Genomic DNA, 15404 nt, shown 5'->3' on the forward strand with positions numbered 1-15404 from the left:
CCTTTTCACTTGACCGGGATCAGTCCACCGACACGTCGGTGAAGCGGAAGCGGCGATCAGCCGGCGGCACGAGGTTCTTCACGCGCTTATTCACGCCCATGACGGTGTTCTCGTTATAGAGCGGAATCTCAAGAGCCTGTTCGGCAACATAAGCCGCAACTTCCCGCAGGATCTTCTCGCGCTCCTTCACGTCGTAGATGCTGCGCTGCTTTTCGAGCAGGGCGTTGAGCTTCGCATCATTGTCGTAAGGGTTCCACTTCTCGCCCGAGTGATACATCAGGTAGGCGGTGTTGTCGTAATCGAACGTCCAGCCGCCCCAGGCATTCTGCCACGCTTCACCCGTCTTGCCGTTCGGAATGATGTCGTTGAGCAAAACCGGCGTCTCGTAGGGCTGCAGCGAGACCTTGAGGCCGAGGGCCTGAAGGAAGCCGGCAGACGCCTGCGCCACTTCGCGGAAGGTCGCATCGGGACCACGGAAGTCGATCTTGACCGTCGAACCAGCCGGAACGCCGGCCTGCTGCAGCAACTGCTTCGCCTTCGCGAGATCGAACGGCAGCGGCTTCAGCGCCGGATCGTAACCGAACGAAAGATCGGACTGGAAGCTTGCAATCGGCTTCGCATGGCCGAGCAGAACCGCCTTGATGATGGCATCGCGATCGATGGCCATGATGAGCGCCTTGCGGACGTTCACATCCTTCGTGATGCCGTTCTTGGTGTTGAGGCGCAGCGAAACCACCGTCGGGCCGGTGATGCTGACGAGCTTCAGATCGGGGCTCTTCTCGATGGTCGGCGCGAGGCCGAACGGAACGAGGTTTGCGATATCGACGCGGCCTGCCTGCAGCTCCGCAACCTGCGTGTTCGCTTCGGCGATGATGCGGTAAACCACCTTGTCGAGCTTCGGCGCGCCGCCCCAGTGCTCAGGGAACGCTTCGAGGGTGAGGCTCACCTTCGGCGTGTATTCCACGAACTTGAACGGGCCCGTGCCGACCGGATGGGTGTTGAAATATTCGTCGCCCTTTTCCTGAATGTACTTGGGCGGAACGATCATGCCGCCGTAGCCGGCGAGCTTGGTGAGAAGCACGGGATCGGGCTGCTTCATCACGAAATCGACCGTGTAGTCGTCGACGATCTCGACATGGTCGATGGAGTTATAGTTCGACTGCTGCGGCCCCTTCTTGCCTTCATCGCCGAGAAGACGATCGAAGGTGAACTTCACCGCTCCCGCATTGAAGGGCTCGCCGTTGTGGAACTTGACGTTCTGGCGGAGCTTGAAGCGAATGCGGTTGTTGTTGTCGAGCAGTTCCCAGCTCGTGGCGAGGCCGGGCTGCAGCTTCATGTCCGGACCGCGCGAGGTCAGACCGTCATAGATGTTGCTGCCGACCGAGCCCCACGGCACGACGAAGGTGTCGATGGGGTCCCAGCTGCCGGGATCGATGGAGATGGCGACCGTCAGGATGCCGGCAGCCTGCGCGCTTTGCGTGGCGAGCGGCATCGCCACCGCGGCGGCAAGACCCGCCGCCATCAGGAATTTTGAGAATTTCATTGTCCGTCTTCCCCTCTGTGGAGTTTTTTACGCCGCACCGCGAATGGCGTCGGCTTCGAGCGCGACCCAATGTCCGGGCTCGATTTCTTGCATGCGATGAATCGCGGGCTCCTGCCCCACCGGACGAACCGGGCTCGGGATCTCGCCTTCAATGCGCATTTTCGCCCGCTCGCGTTGCGGATCGGCGATGGGAACCGCCGAAAGCAGCTTGCGGGTGTAGGAATGCTGCGGATTCTCGAACACCGCCTGGCGCGTACCGATCTCGACGATCTGGCCGAGATACATGACCGCGACGCGATGGCTGATCTTTTCCACCACCGCCATGTCGTGCGTGATGAAAAGATACGAGAGGCCGCGCTTCTCCTGCAATTCCATCAACAGATTGACGATCTGCGCCTGGATCGAAACGTCGAGGGCCGAAACGGATTCGTCCGCGATGATGAGCTTCGGATCGCTCGCCAAAGCACGCGCGATGCACACGCGCTGGCGCTGGCCGCCGGAAAACTCGTGCGGATAGCGCTTCGCGTGCTCGGGCCGCAGGCCGACCTGCTCCAGAAGCTCCTGCACGCGCCGGTCGATGGCCTTGCGGTCCTTGATGAGACCATGAACGACGATGGGCTCGGCGATGCTGTAGCCGACGGTGTGGCGCGGATCGAGCGAAGCGAACGGATCCTGAAAGATATACTGGATCTGCTGCCGTAGGCGGCGCCGCTCGCCGTGGCTCATGGCGTTCATGTCGCGCCCTTCGAAGCGCACCATGCCGCTCGTCGGCTCGATAAGCTGTTGCAGTGTGCGGCCGATGGTCGATTTACCGGAGCCGGATTCACCGACGAGTGCCAGCGTCTCGCCCGGATAAATCTGGAAGCTCACCTCTTCCACCGCATGGACGCGATGCGTCACGCGGCCAAGGAACGTCTTGCCCACGTCGAAACGCGTGGTGAGCTTTTCGACTTCTAGGATGGGCTTGGCGTAATTCGCCGTATCCTGCACGCGCGTCTCGCCGACCAGCTTCGGCTCGCCGCCATCCATGACGGTGACGGGGGTGCGTTTCGGCAGGGGCTCGCCCTTCAGGCTGCCAAGGCGCGGCACGGCGGAAAGGAGCGCGCGGGTGTAAGGGTGCTTCGGCGCGGCAAAGATTTCCCGCACGGGCGCTTCCTCGACCTTGTTGCCCTTCCACATGACGACCACGTCGTCCGCCATCTCGGCAACGACGCCCATGTCGTGCGTGATGAAGATGACGGCGGTGCCCATCTCCTGCTGCAGATCGCGGATGATGTTGAGGATCTGCGCCTGGATCGTCACGTCGAGCGCCGTCGTCGGCTCGTCGGCGATCAGCAGCTTCGGCCGGCAGGCGAGCGCCATCGCGATCATCACGCGCTGGCGCATGCCGCCCGATAACTGGTGCGGATAGCGGTCGAGAAGGCGGTCGGCGTCGGGCAGGCGCACCTTCTGCAGCAGTTCCTTGGCGCGCAGGCGCGCATCCCGCGAGCTCAGGCCCTCATGAAGGATCAATGTCTCGGCGATCTGGTTTCCGATGGTGAAAACCGGATTGAGCGAGGTCATCGGCTCCTGGAAGATCATCGCGATCTCGTTGCCGCGAATCTGCCGCAACCGGTCGTCGGAGGCCTTCACGAGATCGAGGGGCTCACCGCTGGAGGGGCGAAACAAAATTTCACCGCCGGCAATGCGCCCGCCTGTGTAATCGGTCAAACGCATGATCGCGAGGGAGGTCACCGACTTGCCGGAGCCGGATTCGCCAACGATGGCGAGCGTCTTGCCCGGCTGGACGTCGAAGCTCACCTCGTTAACGGCGCGGAAGCTCCCGAATTCCACCGAAAGGGAACGAACGGACAGAAGGGAACCTGCCGCTTCGGAACCGGCAGGCTTCGCGATAGGCGCACTATTCATGAACGGTCATTCCCGTGGCGGGCGGCATTGAAAGTACCTGTTTAAGACCTCTATCAAGAACCCTGCCTGCGTCCGGTCGTCAAGTGCGGTTTGCACAAAGAGAAGGCTGGCGATCCGCGACAAACGGCCCAAAAATCCGCCTCAGTAAGGGTTACAGCCTTACGAGGAAACCCACTCGCCCTTGCGCATGAGGGGCCCGGCGCGGCCCTCGGCGGTGATGCCGTCGACATCCACCTCACCGGAGCCGATCATCCAGTCAATGTGGATAAGGCTCTTGTTCGCGCCGCGCGCGGCAAGCTCCCCCTCGCTCATTACGCCGCCGCCGGCGATGTACTTGTGGCCCCGGCCTTGTAGGCATGCTCCTTTAAGTCTCAAACTTTCCGCGACATCTCAGGCGGCATGGTTCCGAGCATTCCGGCATCGAAGGCAACGCTCTTGATGATGGCGTAGAGCGATTGCCCGGGCGACACGTTCAACCGCTCGATGGATTTCCGCGTCACGCGGGCGACAAGAATGTCGCCGCCGCAGTTCAGAGAGACATCGACGGAAGATCCTTGCGTCACTCCCACAGAGAAAACCGTTGCGGGCAGAACGTTGAGCGCACTCAGGCCCTCGGGCTCGTTCAAGGACAACATGACGTCACGGGCCCTCAGCCGCACGCGCAGCGGCGTGCCTACGTTGAGGTTGAGACGCGGCACGCTCAGCGTTCCGGCCTTTATGCGCAACGTCGTCAGGCCATAGGCATCATCGTGCCCGAGCACCTGCGCCTCGACCAGAGTGCCCGCTTCCGCAGCATCGAACGGGGGGAGAAGATTAGTGCGCTGAAGAATGTCGGCGGGCTTTCCCGTCGCAATGACACGCCCTTCAGACAGGACGACGACTGAGGTCGACAGCCGTGCAATTTCCGCCACCGAATGGCTGACGAGAACGATGGGAATGTTCCCCTCATCCCGCAGACGCTCGATGTAAGGAAAAATCTCGGCCTTGCGCGCCTCATCGAGGGAAGCAAGCGGCTCGTCCATCAGAAGAAGCGCCGGATCGGCCAGCAGCGCCCGCCCGATGGCGACGCGCTGCTTCTCGCCGCCCGAGAGCGTGGTGGGGCGGCGCTCCAACAGATGCGCGATACCGAGAAGATCGACGACAGCGTCAAAATCGCTCACGCGCCTCCCCTTCGGGGTGAACCAACGCCCGAAGAGAAGGTTGTTGCGCACATTTAGATGCGGGAACAGGCGTGCTTCCTGAAACACGTAGCCGATGTGCCTCTTGTGCTTGGGCACGAAGACGTTGAGCTGCGTATCCACCAGCGTTCGCCCGTTGACGACGATGCGCCCATAATCCGGGCGCAGCAATCCGCCGATGGCGTTGACGAGGGTCGTCTTGCCGGAGCCCGATGGCCCGAACAGCGCCGTCAGCCGCCCCGACGAGTGGAACTGCGCCTGAAGGCTGAAAGCTCCCTGTTCATGCCGGATATCAACGTCGAGCGTCATGCGGCCTGAACCTTGCGCCGCACATGCCGCGCCATCCATTCCGAAATCACGAGTGCGACAACGGAGATCGCGATGGAAACGAAGGTCAGTCGCATCGCCCCGCCCTCCCCGCCGGGCACTTGCGTGAACGTGTAGATGGCTGTGGGAAGCGTCTGCGTTTCGCCGGGAATGTTGGAGACGAATGTGATCGTCGCGCCGAATTCGCCCATCGCTTTCGCAAAGCACAGAACCATTCCTGCAATGATGCCGGGCAGGATCAGCGGCAACGTCACGAACAGGAACACCCAGAGCGGACGCGCGCCGAGCGTCCCGGCGGCATCCTCGAGCTTGCGGTCCACCGCTTCGATAGAGAGGCGAATGGCGCGCACGAGTAAGGGAAAAGCCATGATGGAACAGGCGAGCGCCGCGCCCGTCCAGCGGAAGGCGAAGACGATGTTGAATTTCTCCGCGAGAAAAGCACCAATGGGGCCGCGTTTGCCGAACCACAACAACAAAAGATAGCCCGTCACCACCGGCGGCATCACAAGCGGCAGATGCACCAGAACATCAAGCGCCTGCCGCCCCCAGAAGCGCCCGCGCGCCAGAGCCATCGCGACGAGAATTCCAGGGACGAGGCTCGCCGCCATCGCGACAACAGACACTTTGAGGCTGAGAACGACCGCAGTCCACTCCGCCGGAGAAAGCCAGGCTGTCACGAATTAGACGCCGGCTTATCCAGAAAGGTGAAACCCTGCTTTTCGAAAAGGGGCCTCGCCTTGCCGGAGCGCAGGAATGACAGGAAGGAGGCCGCGTCCGCGTTCTTCGAGGTCTTCGTCACAGCCACGGGATAGATGATCGGCGGGTGGCTATCCTCAGGAAAGGCAGCGACGACCTTCACGTTGGGATCGGCGGCAGCATCCGTCTGATAGACGATGCCGAATGGCGCTTCGCCACGCGAGACGAGCAGCAGCGCGGCCCGCACGCTCTCGGCCTGCGCCACCTTGTCCTTCACGCCGTCCCACGCGCCGAGCTTTTCGAGCGCGGCCTTGCCGTATTTGCCCGCAGGCACGGCATCGACATTGCCCATCGCGAGCCTGCCATCCCCAAGGGCCTTGGCGAGATCGACGCCCTGCTGCAGAGACAGTTCGGCTTTCGAATCCTTCGGCGCGATGAGAACGATGCGGTTACCGAGAAGGTTCGAGCGCGTCTTCATGTCGATCAGGTCCTTCTTGGCGAGATAGTCCATCCAGTCGAGATCGGCGGAGAAGAAGATATCCGCCGGCGCGCCGGCTTCGATCTGCTTGGCGAGGGTGTTACTGGCGGCATAGGAAATGGAAGCCTTCTTGCCGGTCTCCCGCTCCCATGCGGCACTGATGTCATCGAGCGCGTTCTTCAGGCTGGCGGCGGCGAAGACGACAACGTCCTGCCCCTGTTGCGCACCGGCTTGCTGCGGATTGAGGAAGCTCACCAACGCCAGCCCGACCGCGCCAAGCCATGAGCAAAATCCCGTTTTCATGTCCGCCTCCTGAAATTTTGGAAGCTTATCCTAGAACACCCCCCTGACAAGGGAAACCCGGCAGGCAGGGGTTCGGGCCCATCAAGCAGCCTGCCGTTTAGGCACAGCCCTTCTGTTGAGCGCACGAGCCAGCCGGTAACCAAGAAGAACGGCCACGATTGCGGCGTAGACGATGGGTTCCATTGGCCAGGACTTGACCACCAGAAGAAAGTGAAGCGCCGCGCCAATGGCCGCCACATAGACAAGCTTGTGCAAACGTGCCCAGGCCTGCCCGCCGAGCCTGCGGATGGAAGCGTTGTTCGATGTCACGGCCAGCGGAATAAGGATGACGAAGGTCGCCATGCCGATGGTGATGTAAGGCCGCTTGACGATATCGCCCCCGATCGCCGCCCAATCGAGCCCCTGGTCGAGCACGAGATAGGTCGTCAGGTGCAGCACTGCGTAATAGAACGTGAGAAGGCCGAGCGCGCGGCGATAGCGCAGCAGATTGACATTGAAGAGCTGCCGCAACGGCGTGACCATCAGCGTGGCGATGAGAAAGCGCAGCGCCCAGAGGCCGAGCGCCTGTTCCAGATAGCGCATGGGGTCCGCGCCCAGCCGGTCGTTGACCCCCTGATAGAAAAGCCAGACCGCAGGAATGAAGCCGATCACGTAAAGCGCGATCTTCGGCACCTGGAACGGCTTTGCGATTGGGGCGGCTTTGTTCGCCATCAATAGAACTTCCGCAGATCCATGCCGGAGTAGAGGCTCGCGACCTGATCGGCATAGCCGTTGAAAAGCAGAGTGGGCCGCCGCTTTGCGAAAAGGCCGCCCTCCCCGATGCGCCGTTCCGTCGCCTGGCTCCAGCGTGGATGGTCCACGGCCGGGTTCACATTGGCATAGAAGCCGTATTCGTTGGATGCCTGCCGGTTCCAGGAGGTCGGGGGCTCCTTCTCCACAAAGCTGAGGCGCGTGATCGACTTGATGCCCTTGAAGCCATATTTCCACGGCACCACGAGGCGTATCGGCGCACCGTTCTGGTTTTCGAGCGTCTCGCCATAGAGCCCGACGGCGAGGAGCGCCAGCGGATGCGTCGCCTCGTCCATCCGCAGGCCCTCCACATAGGGCCAATCGAGAACCGGCAGAATGCCGCGCTGCCCCACCATCTCAGCCGGGCGATAAACGGTTTCGAAGGCCACATATTTGGCGCCGCTCTTCGGCTCGACGCGCTTGATAAGGTCCGCCAGCGGGAAGCCGACCCACGGGATCACCATCGACCAACCCTCGACGCAGCGCATGCGGTAGATCCGCTCCTCCAGCGTCGCGGGCTTTATGAGATCTTCCAGTGCGTAGTCAGCGGGCTTATCCACCAGGCCGTCGATCTTCACCGTCCAGGGCTTGGTTTTCAGCGTGTGGGCGTTCGCGGCGGGAGCGCTCTTGTCGACGCCGAACTCGTAGTAATTGTTGTAGTGGGTCACGTCCTCCCTGCTCGTCGGCTTCTCATCCGTCGAGAAGGGGCTTTTCACGGTCGACAGGGGCGCGGCGTCGGCGCTGCCCGCAAGGCCAGCGAAGGCGAGCCCAGCCGCCCCCGTCATCCATTGACGCCGGTTGAGATAGATGTCGCGGGACGTGATCTCGGAAGGAAGGATATCGGACGGACGACGGATCAGCACGGTGCAACCTCGCTCTAAACCCATGATGAATGGGTACACCAGAATGAGCGAGGATCAATCTCACGTTTATGTCAGAGCCACCCTCTCTCAAAAGGAGAAAACGGCTCCCGCGTCTGTCCGGTTCAATTAAACCGAAGCGACACGCGCGCCCGCCTCGTCGAAGAGGTGCGCCTGATGGGCCACCGGCTTGAGTGCAACGGCCTGCCCGGGCTGGAGATCGACACGCTCGCGCAAGACCACCGTGAGGCTGCCGCCCTCCGCCTTGACGATCAGCGTCGTGTCCGAGCCCGTCGGTTCGATGACAGAAACCGTGGCCGGAATGGCCCCCGGGGTTCCGGCTGGGACAACCTGCAAATGCTCCGGACGGATGCCGTAGGCAATCCTGGTGCCGTTCGCCAAAGGCGCACGCGTATCGAGTGGCAGAACGGTGCCGCTGGCGAACGTCACGCCGCCATCGCCAAGCACGCCGTCGATGAAGTTCATGGCGGGCGAGCCGATGAAGCCTGCGACGAAACGGTTGGCCGGACGGTCGTACAGCTCGAGCGGAGCACCCATTTGCTCGACGATGCCGTCATGCATCACCACGATCTTGTCGGCCATCGTCATGGCTTCGATCTGATCGTGCGTCACGTAGATCGTCGTGGTCTTCAGGCGCTGATGCAGCTCCTTGATCTCGGCGCGCATGGCGACGCGCAGCTTGGCGTCAAGGTTCGACAGAGGCTCGTCGAACAGGAACACCTGCGGATTGCGCACGATGGCGCGGCCCATCGCGACGCGTTGGCGCTGGCCTCCAGAGAGCTGACGCGGATAGCGGTCGAGCAGCGGCGTAAGGCCGAGCGAGGCCGCCGCTTCTTCCACGCGCTTCTTCTGCTCAGCCTGTGACGTGCCCTTGAGCTTGAGCGAGAAAGCCATGTTCTCCGCAACCGTCATATGCGGATAGAGCGCATAGCTCTGAAACACCATGGCAATGTCGCGATCCTTCGGCGCGACGTCGTTCACGACGCGCGGGCCGATGCTGATCGTACCGTCGGTGATGTCCTCAAGACCCGCGATCATGCGCAACAAGGTCGACTTTCCGCAGCCCGAGGGGCCGACGAGAATGACGAACTCGCCATCCTGAATATCGACGCTGACGCCCTTGATGATCGAAACGGTACCGAACGACTTTTTGACGTCGCGGATCGATACATTCGCCATGACTTTCTCCGGCCCTTGCTTTCAAGCCGTCCGCTGCGGGGTCGCGCGAACGAATTTCTTGGTAATTTCCCGTGGATTGGTGATCATCGTTCCGACGACGACCGCATGCGCGCCACGCCGGAACGCCTCCGCGACGAGGTCCGGCGTATCGAACCGCCCTTCCGCGATGACGGGTGCGGAGACGGCGGCGACGAGCGCGGAGAGAAGATCGAGATCCGGCCCCTCCCCTTTCGAGGCTGCCGTCTCTTCCGTGTATCCCGCAAGCGTCGTCGCGATATAGGTCGCGCCGAAGGAATGCGCGGCGATCCCTTCCTCGAGCGTTGAGATGTCGGCAAACACTTCGCGCTTCAGTTCGTCGCGAATGCGCGCGATCAGTCGCCCGATAGGTTCACCGTTCCGCGCGCGGGGCGTCGCATCGAGCGCGACGATATCCGCGCCGGCATGGGAGATCCGCGCGGCGCTTTCGAAATCAGGAGTGATGTAGACAGGAAAACGATCGTCCCACTCTTTCGAGATTCCGATGATCGGCAGCGTCGACACGGCGCGGATGGCCGCGACATCCTCCACGCCGTTGGCGCGAAAGCCGCTCGCCCCCCCGGCGGCGGCGGCGCGGGCCATCGCCGACATGAAGATGGGGCCGTGCAGCGGATTGTCGGCGCGTGCCTGGCAGGAAACGACGAGCGTGCCTTTGGGGATCAGCATCGCATTCTCCTCACTTCACCGCGCCGGCTGTCATGCCCTGGATGAACTGGCGCGACAGTGCGATATAGAGAAGCGTGATGGGCGCGGCGGCGATGGTAAGGCCCGCGAACAGCATGCCCCAATCCGTCGTGTATTCGCCCATGAAGGCCGTGAGGCCCTGCGGCAGGGTCTTAGCGGAATCGGTCTGGATGAAGACGAGCGGGAAGAAGAAGTCGTTCCAGATCGGCACCGCGTTCTGGATCGCCGCAATCGCCATTGGCGGACGCGCGAGAGGCAGCATGACCGACCACATGATGCGCGGCTCGGAAGCGCCATCGATGCGCGCGGCATCCTCGAGCTCGGACGGCAGCGAGCGCAGGAAGCCTGCCATGATGAACACGGCGGAAGGCAGACCGATAGCCGTATAGGTGACGATCAGGCTCCAGCGGCTGTCGAGAAGGTTCAGATCGCGCAGCAGGATGAAGAGCGGGATAACCGCGAGCTTGAGCGGCAGCATCAACCCCGCGAGGAAGAACAAAAGGACGAAGGTGTTGGTGCGCGACTCGTAGCGAGCAACGGCATAACCCGCCATCGTTCCGAGAACGAGGATCAACAGGATCGAGACGCCCGTGACGATGACCGAATTGACAAAGTAAGTCGGCATCGACGTTTCGCCGAGCACGCGGGCGAAGTTCTGGATTTGCGTGAAATCAGGCAGCGCAAACGGATGCTCGAAAATCTCACCTGTCGTCTTGAAGGCCGAGAGAACCATCACCACGACGGGATAGAGCATGATGAACGAGTTCAGGATCAGGATGATCTGAGCCAGGAACGCGAAGGAGATGGCCCGCGACGGCGCGGAGGAATGCGTGATCGAGGCGCTCAAAACTGAATCTCCCGACGGCGCAGCCACAGGGTAAGCATCGACGCGAACACGACGATGAACAGGAACAGAAGCGTCGCGAGCGCGGAGCCCTGCCCGAAATTCTGGATGCTGGCGCTCTGGTTGCCGAAGGCCGTGCGATAGAAAACGAGGCCGAGAACGTCGGTCGAGCCATAAGGCGATCCGTCAAGGCCCACCATCACGTACGGAATTTCGAACCAGTTGAACGCACCGATGAAGAGAAGCGTGAAGAGAATGGTCGTGCTCGGCGCAACGAGCGGCCACACGACATTCTTGAGCAGTTGCCATTCGCTCGTTCCATCAAGCCGCGCGGCTTCGATGATCTCGGAGGGGATGCGCTGCATGCCGGCGAGATAGACGAGCGTCGGAAAGCCGACGAAGTGCCAGGCATTGGCGAGGATGAGCGCGCCAAGCGCGGTCGAGGCATCGCCGAGCCAGGGCTTCGCAAGCGCGTCGAGACCGACCGTATAAAGCGCCTGGTTCACGAGCCCGAAATTCGGATTGAGAAACAGCTTCCACAGGAAGCCGACGATGATCGTCGAGAGCACCACGGGAACGAAAACGGCCACGCGGTGGAAGCGGAAGCCAAAGGGCTCCCTGTAGAGCAGCCACGCGAGGAAGAACCCGCCGCCGTTCTGGATGATCATCAGCGCGATGAGCGCATAGACGTTGTGAAGAAAGGCGTTCCACACCACCGGGCCCATGGTGGGGCCGAACAGAACGTCCTTGAAATTGGCCAGTCCCACGAAATCGCCCCGCGCCAGACCGCGCCATTCATAGAAGGCGTAGGCGAAGGCGGAGAGGATCGGATAGACCACGAACAGTGACATGAAGGCGATGGGCGGAACGACGAGAAACGCCACCCAGCTTCGATGCTTCAGCGTGCGGGCCTGTTTGGGCGAGACGGGCATGGGTTGAACCCTCAAAAAATGGCGGCGGGCACGAGAGCCCGCCGCCACTTATCCAAAGTGTTACTTCTGGAACGGCTTGTAGTAGGTCGCGATGCCCTTGTTGATCTCGGCAGCGGCCTGCTCCGGGGTCTGCTGACCGGCGAGCATCTTCTGAATGTTCGACTGCAGAAGAACCGAGCCGCTCGGCTCCTGATAACGGAAGCGGACCAGCATCAGGTAGGACATCGAGTTCTCGGCAAGCTTCGCCACGTCCTGGGTGATCGCGTCCTCGATCTTGATGCCCTTGATCGGCGACAGGTTCTTCAGCGTGTTGGTGAAGGCCGTGCCGTATTCGGGCGTCGCGAGGAAGCGCACGAACTTCAGGGCCGCGTCCTTCTTCTCGGACTTGGCGTTCACCGCATAGCCGCCGTCATAGTAGGTGGCGATGATAGCCTGGTCGCCTGCCTTCAGGACGGGAGCCGGGAACACGCCGAGATCGAGCATCGGGTTCTGGTTCTTGAAATTCGCAACCTCATACGAACCGCCCGCGAACATGGCGGCGCGGCCAGCAACGAAGAGCTGCTGCGACGAGGGATAATCCACGCCGGTGAAGTTCGGCGAGAAGTACTGGCTGATGTCCTTCAGCTTGGCCAGCGCGTTGACGAAACGCGGATCGGTGAAGTTCGCCTTGCCGGTGACGATGTCTTCCTCGAACTGCTTGCCGAGCATGGACGAAAGCAGGCCGCCGACGATGGTCTCGTTCTGCCAGGCCGTCGCCGTGCCGTTGCCGAAGGGGCTGATGTTCTTGGCCTTCAGCGCCTGCGCAACAGCGAGAAGCTCATCCCAGGTCTTCGGCGGGTTCAGGCCGGCATCCTTGAAGATCTTCTTGTTGTAGACCACGAGCTGCGCCTGCATGGCGAAGGGAACCGCGTAGACCTTGCCATCCGCGCGCAGCGTCTCGGCGGCGAGCGCCGGTGCGGGGAAGTTCGCCAGTTCCGGCGCGTTCTGCTGGTCGAGCGCGAGCAGGTAGCCGGGGGTCGCGATGGTCTCGAGATTGCCGTAGGCGCGAACCTGGATCACATCCGGCCCACGACCGGCGGCGAGCGCGGTGGAGAGGATCGTCTGGTAGTTCTCAGGCGCATAGGTCTCGAACTTCACCGAGATCTCGGGCTCCTTGGCCTCGAACTTCTTGATGATGTCCTGATAGAAAGCCTTGTCTTCCTGGCGCCAGCTCCAGAAGGTCAGCTCGGTCTTCGCCCAGGCGGATCCCGCCGTCAGAGCAACATAGCCGCCCATCGCGGCGCTCATCAGAATTCGTCTCGTCAGCTTCATTTTCGTCCCTCAACTTGTTGACGTCTTCTCTCACCGAAAAGGCTCAGTACTCCGGGCCTTTTCGTGATTCCTTGCAATTCTCGTGCAGCGCGACCACGAGAACGGTCGCATCGTCGTGCACCTTCACCCGTGGAAAGGCTGTCGTCGCATCGTCCCGCTGCTCCAGTTCGCGCAGTTCCTGCATCAGGCCAAGGGCCTGCCCCGCGCCAAGAGCAGCATAAAGCGTCTCGTCCGTATAGACGTCGAACACGTCCACGAGCCGCATGAAACCATCGGTTGCCAGCACGATCGGCTGCCCCGGCGCGACACGCGCCTCGAACCGCAGCTCCCTCCCCGCCCAGGGGCGAAGCGGATGCACGACCCAATACCCATCGGGCTGGTTGAGCCTGGTCCGGTTTTCCAAAATCTGCAGGCGTGTTTCTTCCGGCATGACGCCGGTTTCCCGGTCGGAGCGCCCGAGCGTCGCAAGAGTGCGCCGCTCAAAGGGCTTCGCCCGCTCGTCAGTCCAGCGCACCAGCCCCTCCGGGGTCGGCACGAGGGCGACCACATCACCGAGAAAAGCGCCCTCGATAACCAGCGCCCCACCCTCCGCAGCATCCCGGCAATGGATGACGCCGAGGCAGGCCGAAGGGGCGGCCTGCACTTCTCCGGCGGGCACTCCGGGCGCAACCGCAGAGAAAGCCGCGCCGATCTGGGCTTCCAGGGAAGAAAACAGCGTCTCGGCGCTCTCATTGGCGCAAGCCTGCAGCACGTCGCCAAGGCACGCGGCGAGCCAGGCGGCATCGCTTCGGCCCGGGGTCAGATGCGCTCCGGCGACACCAGTCGCCCCGTCGATGATCCAGGCATGACGGGCGCGCGCGCCCAACCCATCCTCATTGGTCTGGGCTCCAGGCACGGACAATTGCTGCAATGTCCGGAAACAGGGGATGAAACCAGGGTCGCTCACCCCCTACTGGTCTCATATTGGTCGCCTTCTGTCCATAGTGGTCTTAACCCTGCCGGGAAAGTTATCGGCAACCATTTTGCGGGACGGATCGGCCTTGCCCGCCGCCCGACAAAATTCCGCTACAGTTCGGTTCTTCTAGAAACGTCACGATGAAGACGAGCCTTCTCTCGAATAGCCGTGGCGCAATGGTCAGCAAGCCGCTAGAGCATGATCAGAACAAGTGGGAACCGGGTGTTCGCCCGGATCATGCGACAAATAAAAGGAGTCTCGAGCCTGATCGTGTTTCAAAGAGACACGATCAGGCTCGAGCTGGACGAACGATTTTTGCGTCCTTTCAGACCTTTCGGAATGAGAGCGCCCCCATGAACCAGCAGATTCGATTCTGGGTTTTTGCGATGCTCATCGGCGCGCTGGCCGGGTCGTTCTATGCCTTCATCTTTCACAACGGAAAGCCCCTGATCGGCTCGGCCTACGGGATCGTGACCGCGCTTTTCCTGTTAAGTTTCGAGCGTGGGCATCTTTTTGCGAGGCTGCAGAAGCGCCTGAAGCGGCTTTCAGCCCCGCTCTATGCCCTGAGCTCAATCTCGATCTATGTGACCCTGATCGTCTTGAGCAACGTCATTGCAGGCAGCGCTCTCCTGGCGCTGGGCGTTCTTGACGATCCGTTCTGGGAGACGGTGCTGCCGACCCCGCGCATCCTCGTCTACTCCCTCATTGTCTCCGCCTTCGTCGCCTTCATCCTGCGGATGCGGGATCTCGTGGGTAGCGAGGTGTTCTTCAACCTCCTGATCGGGCGTTACTACCGGCCGGTGGAGGAAGACCGCGTGTTCCTCTTCATCGATCTCGTCGGCTCGACCTCGATGGCCGAGAAGATGGGACCGATGCGCTATCAGGAGTTTCTCGGCGCCTTCTTCGCAACCCTCGCGGACCCCGTGCGCCGCGCGCATGGTTCGCTCGACGACTACATCGGCGACATGGCGATGATTACCTGGCCTCTCAAGCGCGGCGTGCAGGACGCCCGCTGCCTGCGCTGCGTGCGCGCCGCCCAAAGGCAGATTGAGCGGGACGCCGGGGAATGGCGAGCCCGCTTCGGGGTCGTTCCAAGGTTCCGCGCGGCGCTCCATTGCGGGCCCGTCGTCACGGCGGAAATCGGGGTCGAGAAGCACAAGATCGCCTATGTCGGCGACACGGTGAACGCCACCGCACGCCTGGAGACCCTCGGCAAGGCCTTCAATGAGGCGTTCCTGGTGTCGAGCGATCTCCTGAGCAAGATCAAGCTGCCCCCGGGCTTCACCGTCCGCGATCTCGGCCCCCATGCCGTGCGGGGCCGGGACCAGCATCTCACCGTCATGGCCGTGGACAGCTGAGC

At 62.0% G+C, this 15404-nt stretch carries 14 protein-coding genes and 1 pseudogene; 1 reads left to right on the forward strand and 14 read right to left on the reverse strand.

Annotation, left to right across the window (positions count from 1 at the left end):
* Positions 1–19 precede the first annotated feature (19 nt).
* The 14 genes and pseudogenes from DQW91_RS05510 to DQW91_RS05575 all read right to left on the reverse strand — a co-directional run bounded on the left by DQW91_RS05510 (position 20) and on the right by DQW91_RS05575 (position 14035).
* Positions 20–1543 (reverse strand): ABC transporter substrate-binding protein, encoded by a 1524-nt coding sequence (locus tag DQW91_RS05510; protein ID WP_112662604.1) that lies wholly within the window; start codon positions 1541–1543, stop codon positions 20–22.
* A 27-nt stretch (positions 1544–1570) separates the two neighbouring features.
* Positions 1571–3451, reverse strand: coding sequence for an ABC transporter ATP-binding protein (locus DQW91_RS05515; RefSeq protein ID WP_112662605.1), 1881 nt, complete (start codon positions 3449–3451; stop codon positions 1571–1573).
* Positions 3452–3610: 159 nt separating this feature from the next.
* Positions 3611–3775, reverse strand: a pseudogene (locus tag DQW91_RS05520) (aminopeptidase); the annotation flags it as partial.
* Between the two features lie 47 nt (positions 3776–3822).
* Positions 3823–4938, reverse strand: coding sequence for a molybdenum ABC transporter ATP-binding protein (modC, locus tag DQW91_RS05525; RefSeq protein ID WP_112662606.1), 1116 nt, complete (start codon positions 4936–4938; stop codon positions 3823–3825).
* Positions 4935–5633 carry a molybdate ABC transporter permease subunit gene (gene modB, locus DQW91_RS05530; protein WP_112662607.1) on the reverse strand — a complete coding sequence of 233 codons (699 nt, stop codon included), beginning with the start codon at positions 5631–5633 and terminating at the stop codon, positions 4935–4937. Before modB ends, modC begins: the two co-directional genes overlap by 4 nt.
* On the reverse strand, positions 5630–6433 hold the full coding sequence (modA, locus tag DQW91_RS05535; protein ID WP_112662608.1) for a molybdate ABC transporter substrate-binding protein: 804 nt from the start codon (positions 6431–6433) through the stop codon (positions 5630–5632). The genes modB and modA overlap by 4 nt, the downstream gene beginning before the upstream one ends.
* Before the next feature lie 81 nt (positions 6434–6514).
* Entirely contained in the window at positions 6515–7144 is a 630-nt protein-coding gene (gene msrQ / locus DQW91_RS05540; RefSeq protein ID WP_112662609.1) for a protein-methionine-sulfoxide reductase heme-binding subunit MsrQ, read from the reverse strand.
* Positions 7144–8085, reverse strand: a complete 942-nt coding sequence (gene msrP, locus DQW91_RS05545; protein ID WP_245410916.1) for a protein-methionine-sulfoxide reductase catalytic subunit MsrP — start codon at positions 8083–8085, stop codon at positions 7144–7146. Before msrP ends, msrQ begins: the two co-directional genes overlap by 1 nt.
* A 126-nt stretch (positions 8086–8211) precedes the next feature.
* On the reverse strand, positions 8212–9282 hold the full coding sequence (locus DQW91_RS05550; protein ID WP_112662610.1) for an ABC transporter ATP-binding protein: 1071 nt from the start codon (positions 9280–9282) through the stop codon (positions 8212–8214).
* A 21-nt stretch (positions 9283–9303) separates the two neighbouring features.
* Entirely contained in the window at positions 9304–9984 is a 681-nt protein-coding gene (locus tag DQW91_RS05555; protein ID WP_112662611.1) for an N-acetylmannosamine-6-phosphate 2-epimerase, read from the reverse strand.
* Positions 9985–9994: 10 nt separating this feature from the next.
* Entirely contained in the window at positions 9995–10849 is an 855-nt protein-coding gene (locus DQW91_RS05560) for a carbohydrate ABC transporter permease (RefSeq protein ID WP_112662612.1), read from the reverse strand.
* Positions 10846–11778: a carbohydrate ABC transporter permease gene (locus tag DQW91_RS05565; protein ID WP_112662613.1), complete on the reverse strand. Its 933-nt coding sequence runs from the start codon at positions 11776–11778 to the stop codon at positions 10846–10848. Before DQW91_RS05565 ends, DQW91_RS05560 begins: the two co-directional genes overlap by 4 nt.
* Positions 11779–11838: 60 nt before the next feature.
* Positions 11839–13065, reverse strand: a complete 1227-nt coding sequence (locus DQW91_RS05570; protein WP_245410917.1) for an extracellular solute-binding protein — start codon at positions 13063–13065, stop codon at positions 11839–11841.
* 67 nt (positions 13066–13132) lie between these two features.
* Positions 13133–14035 (reverse strand): hypothetical protein, encoded by a 903-nt coding sequence (locus DQW91_RS05575; protein WP_157961348.1) that lies wholly within the window; start codon positions 14033–14035, stop codon positions 13133–13135.
* A 362-nt stretch (positions 14036–14397) separates the two neighbouring features.
* Between DQW91_RS05575 and DQW91_RS05580 the strand changes: the two genes are divergently transcribed.
* Positions 14398–15402, forward strand: a complete 1005-nt coding sequence (locus DQW91_RS05580; protein ID WP_157961349.1) for an adenylate/guanylate cyclase domain-containing protein — start codon at positions 14398–14400, stop codon at positions 15400–15402.
* Positions 15403–15404: the final 2 nt, after the last annotated feature.

Source organism: Microvirga flavescens (genome assembly GCF_003290125.1).
Taxonomy (GTDB): Bacteria; Pseudomonadota; Alphaproteobacteria; order Rhizobiales; family Beijerinckiaceae; genus Microvirga; species Microvirga flavescens.

What these genes read in the sequence shown, in the direction of transcription:
- DQW91_RS05510 (WP_112662604.1), bottom strand. Translation starts at nt 1,543, where the DNA reads ATGAAATTCTCAAAATTCCTGATGGCGGCGGGTCTTGCCGCCGCGGTG.
- DQW91_RS05515 (WP_112662605.1), bottom strand. Translation starts at nt 3,451, where the DNA reads ATGAATAGTGCGCCTATCGCGAAGCCTGCCGGTTCCGAAGCGGCAGGT.
- modC (WP_112662606.1), bottom strand. Translation starts at nt 4,938, where the DNA reads ATGACGCTCGACGTTGATATCCGGCATGAACAGGGAGCTTTCAGCCTT.
- modA (WP_112662608.1), bottom strand. Translation starts at nt 6,433, where the DNA reads ATGAAAACGGGATTTTGCTCATGGCTTGGCGCGGTCGGGCTGGCGTTG.
- msrQ (WP_112662609.1), bottom strand. Translation starts at nt 7,144, where the DNA reads ATGGCGAACAAAGCCGCCCCAATCGCAAAGCCGTTCCAGGTGCCGAAG.
- DQW91_RS05550 (WP_112662610.1), bottom strand. Translation starts at nt 9,282, where the DNA reads ATGGCGAATGTATCGATCCGCGACGTCAAAAAGTCGTTCGGTACCGTT.
- DQW91_RS05555 (WP_112662611.1), bottom strand. Translation starts at nt 9,984, where the DNA reads ATGCTGATCCCCAAAGGCACGCTCGTCGTTTCCTGCCAGGCACGCGCC.
- DQW91_RS05565 (WP_112662613.1), bottom strand. Translation starts at nt 11,778, where the DNA reads ATGCCCGTCTCGCCCAAACAGGCCCGCACGCTGAAGCATCGAAGCTGG.
- DQW91_RS05570 (WP_245410917.1), bottom strand. Translation starts at nt 13,065, where the DNA reads ATGAGCGCCGCGATGGGCGGCTATGTTGCTCTGACGGCGGGATCCGCC.
- DQW91_RS05580 (WP_157961349.1), top strand. Translation starts at nt 14,398, where the DNA reads ATGAACCAGCAGATTCGATTCTGGGTTTTTGCGATGCTCATCGGCGCG.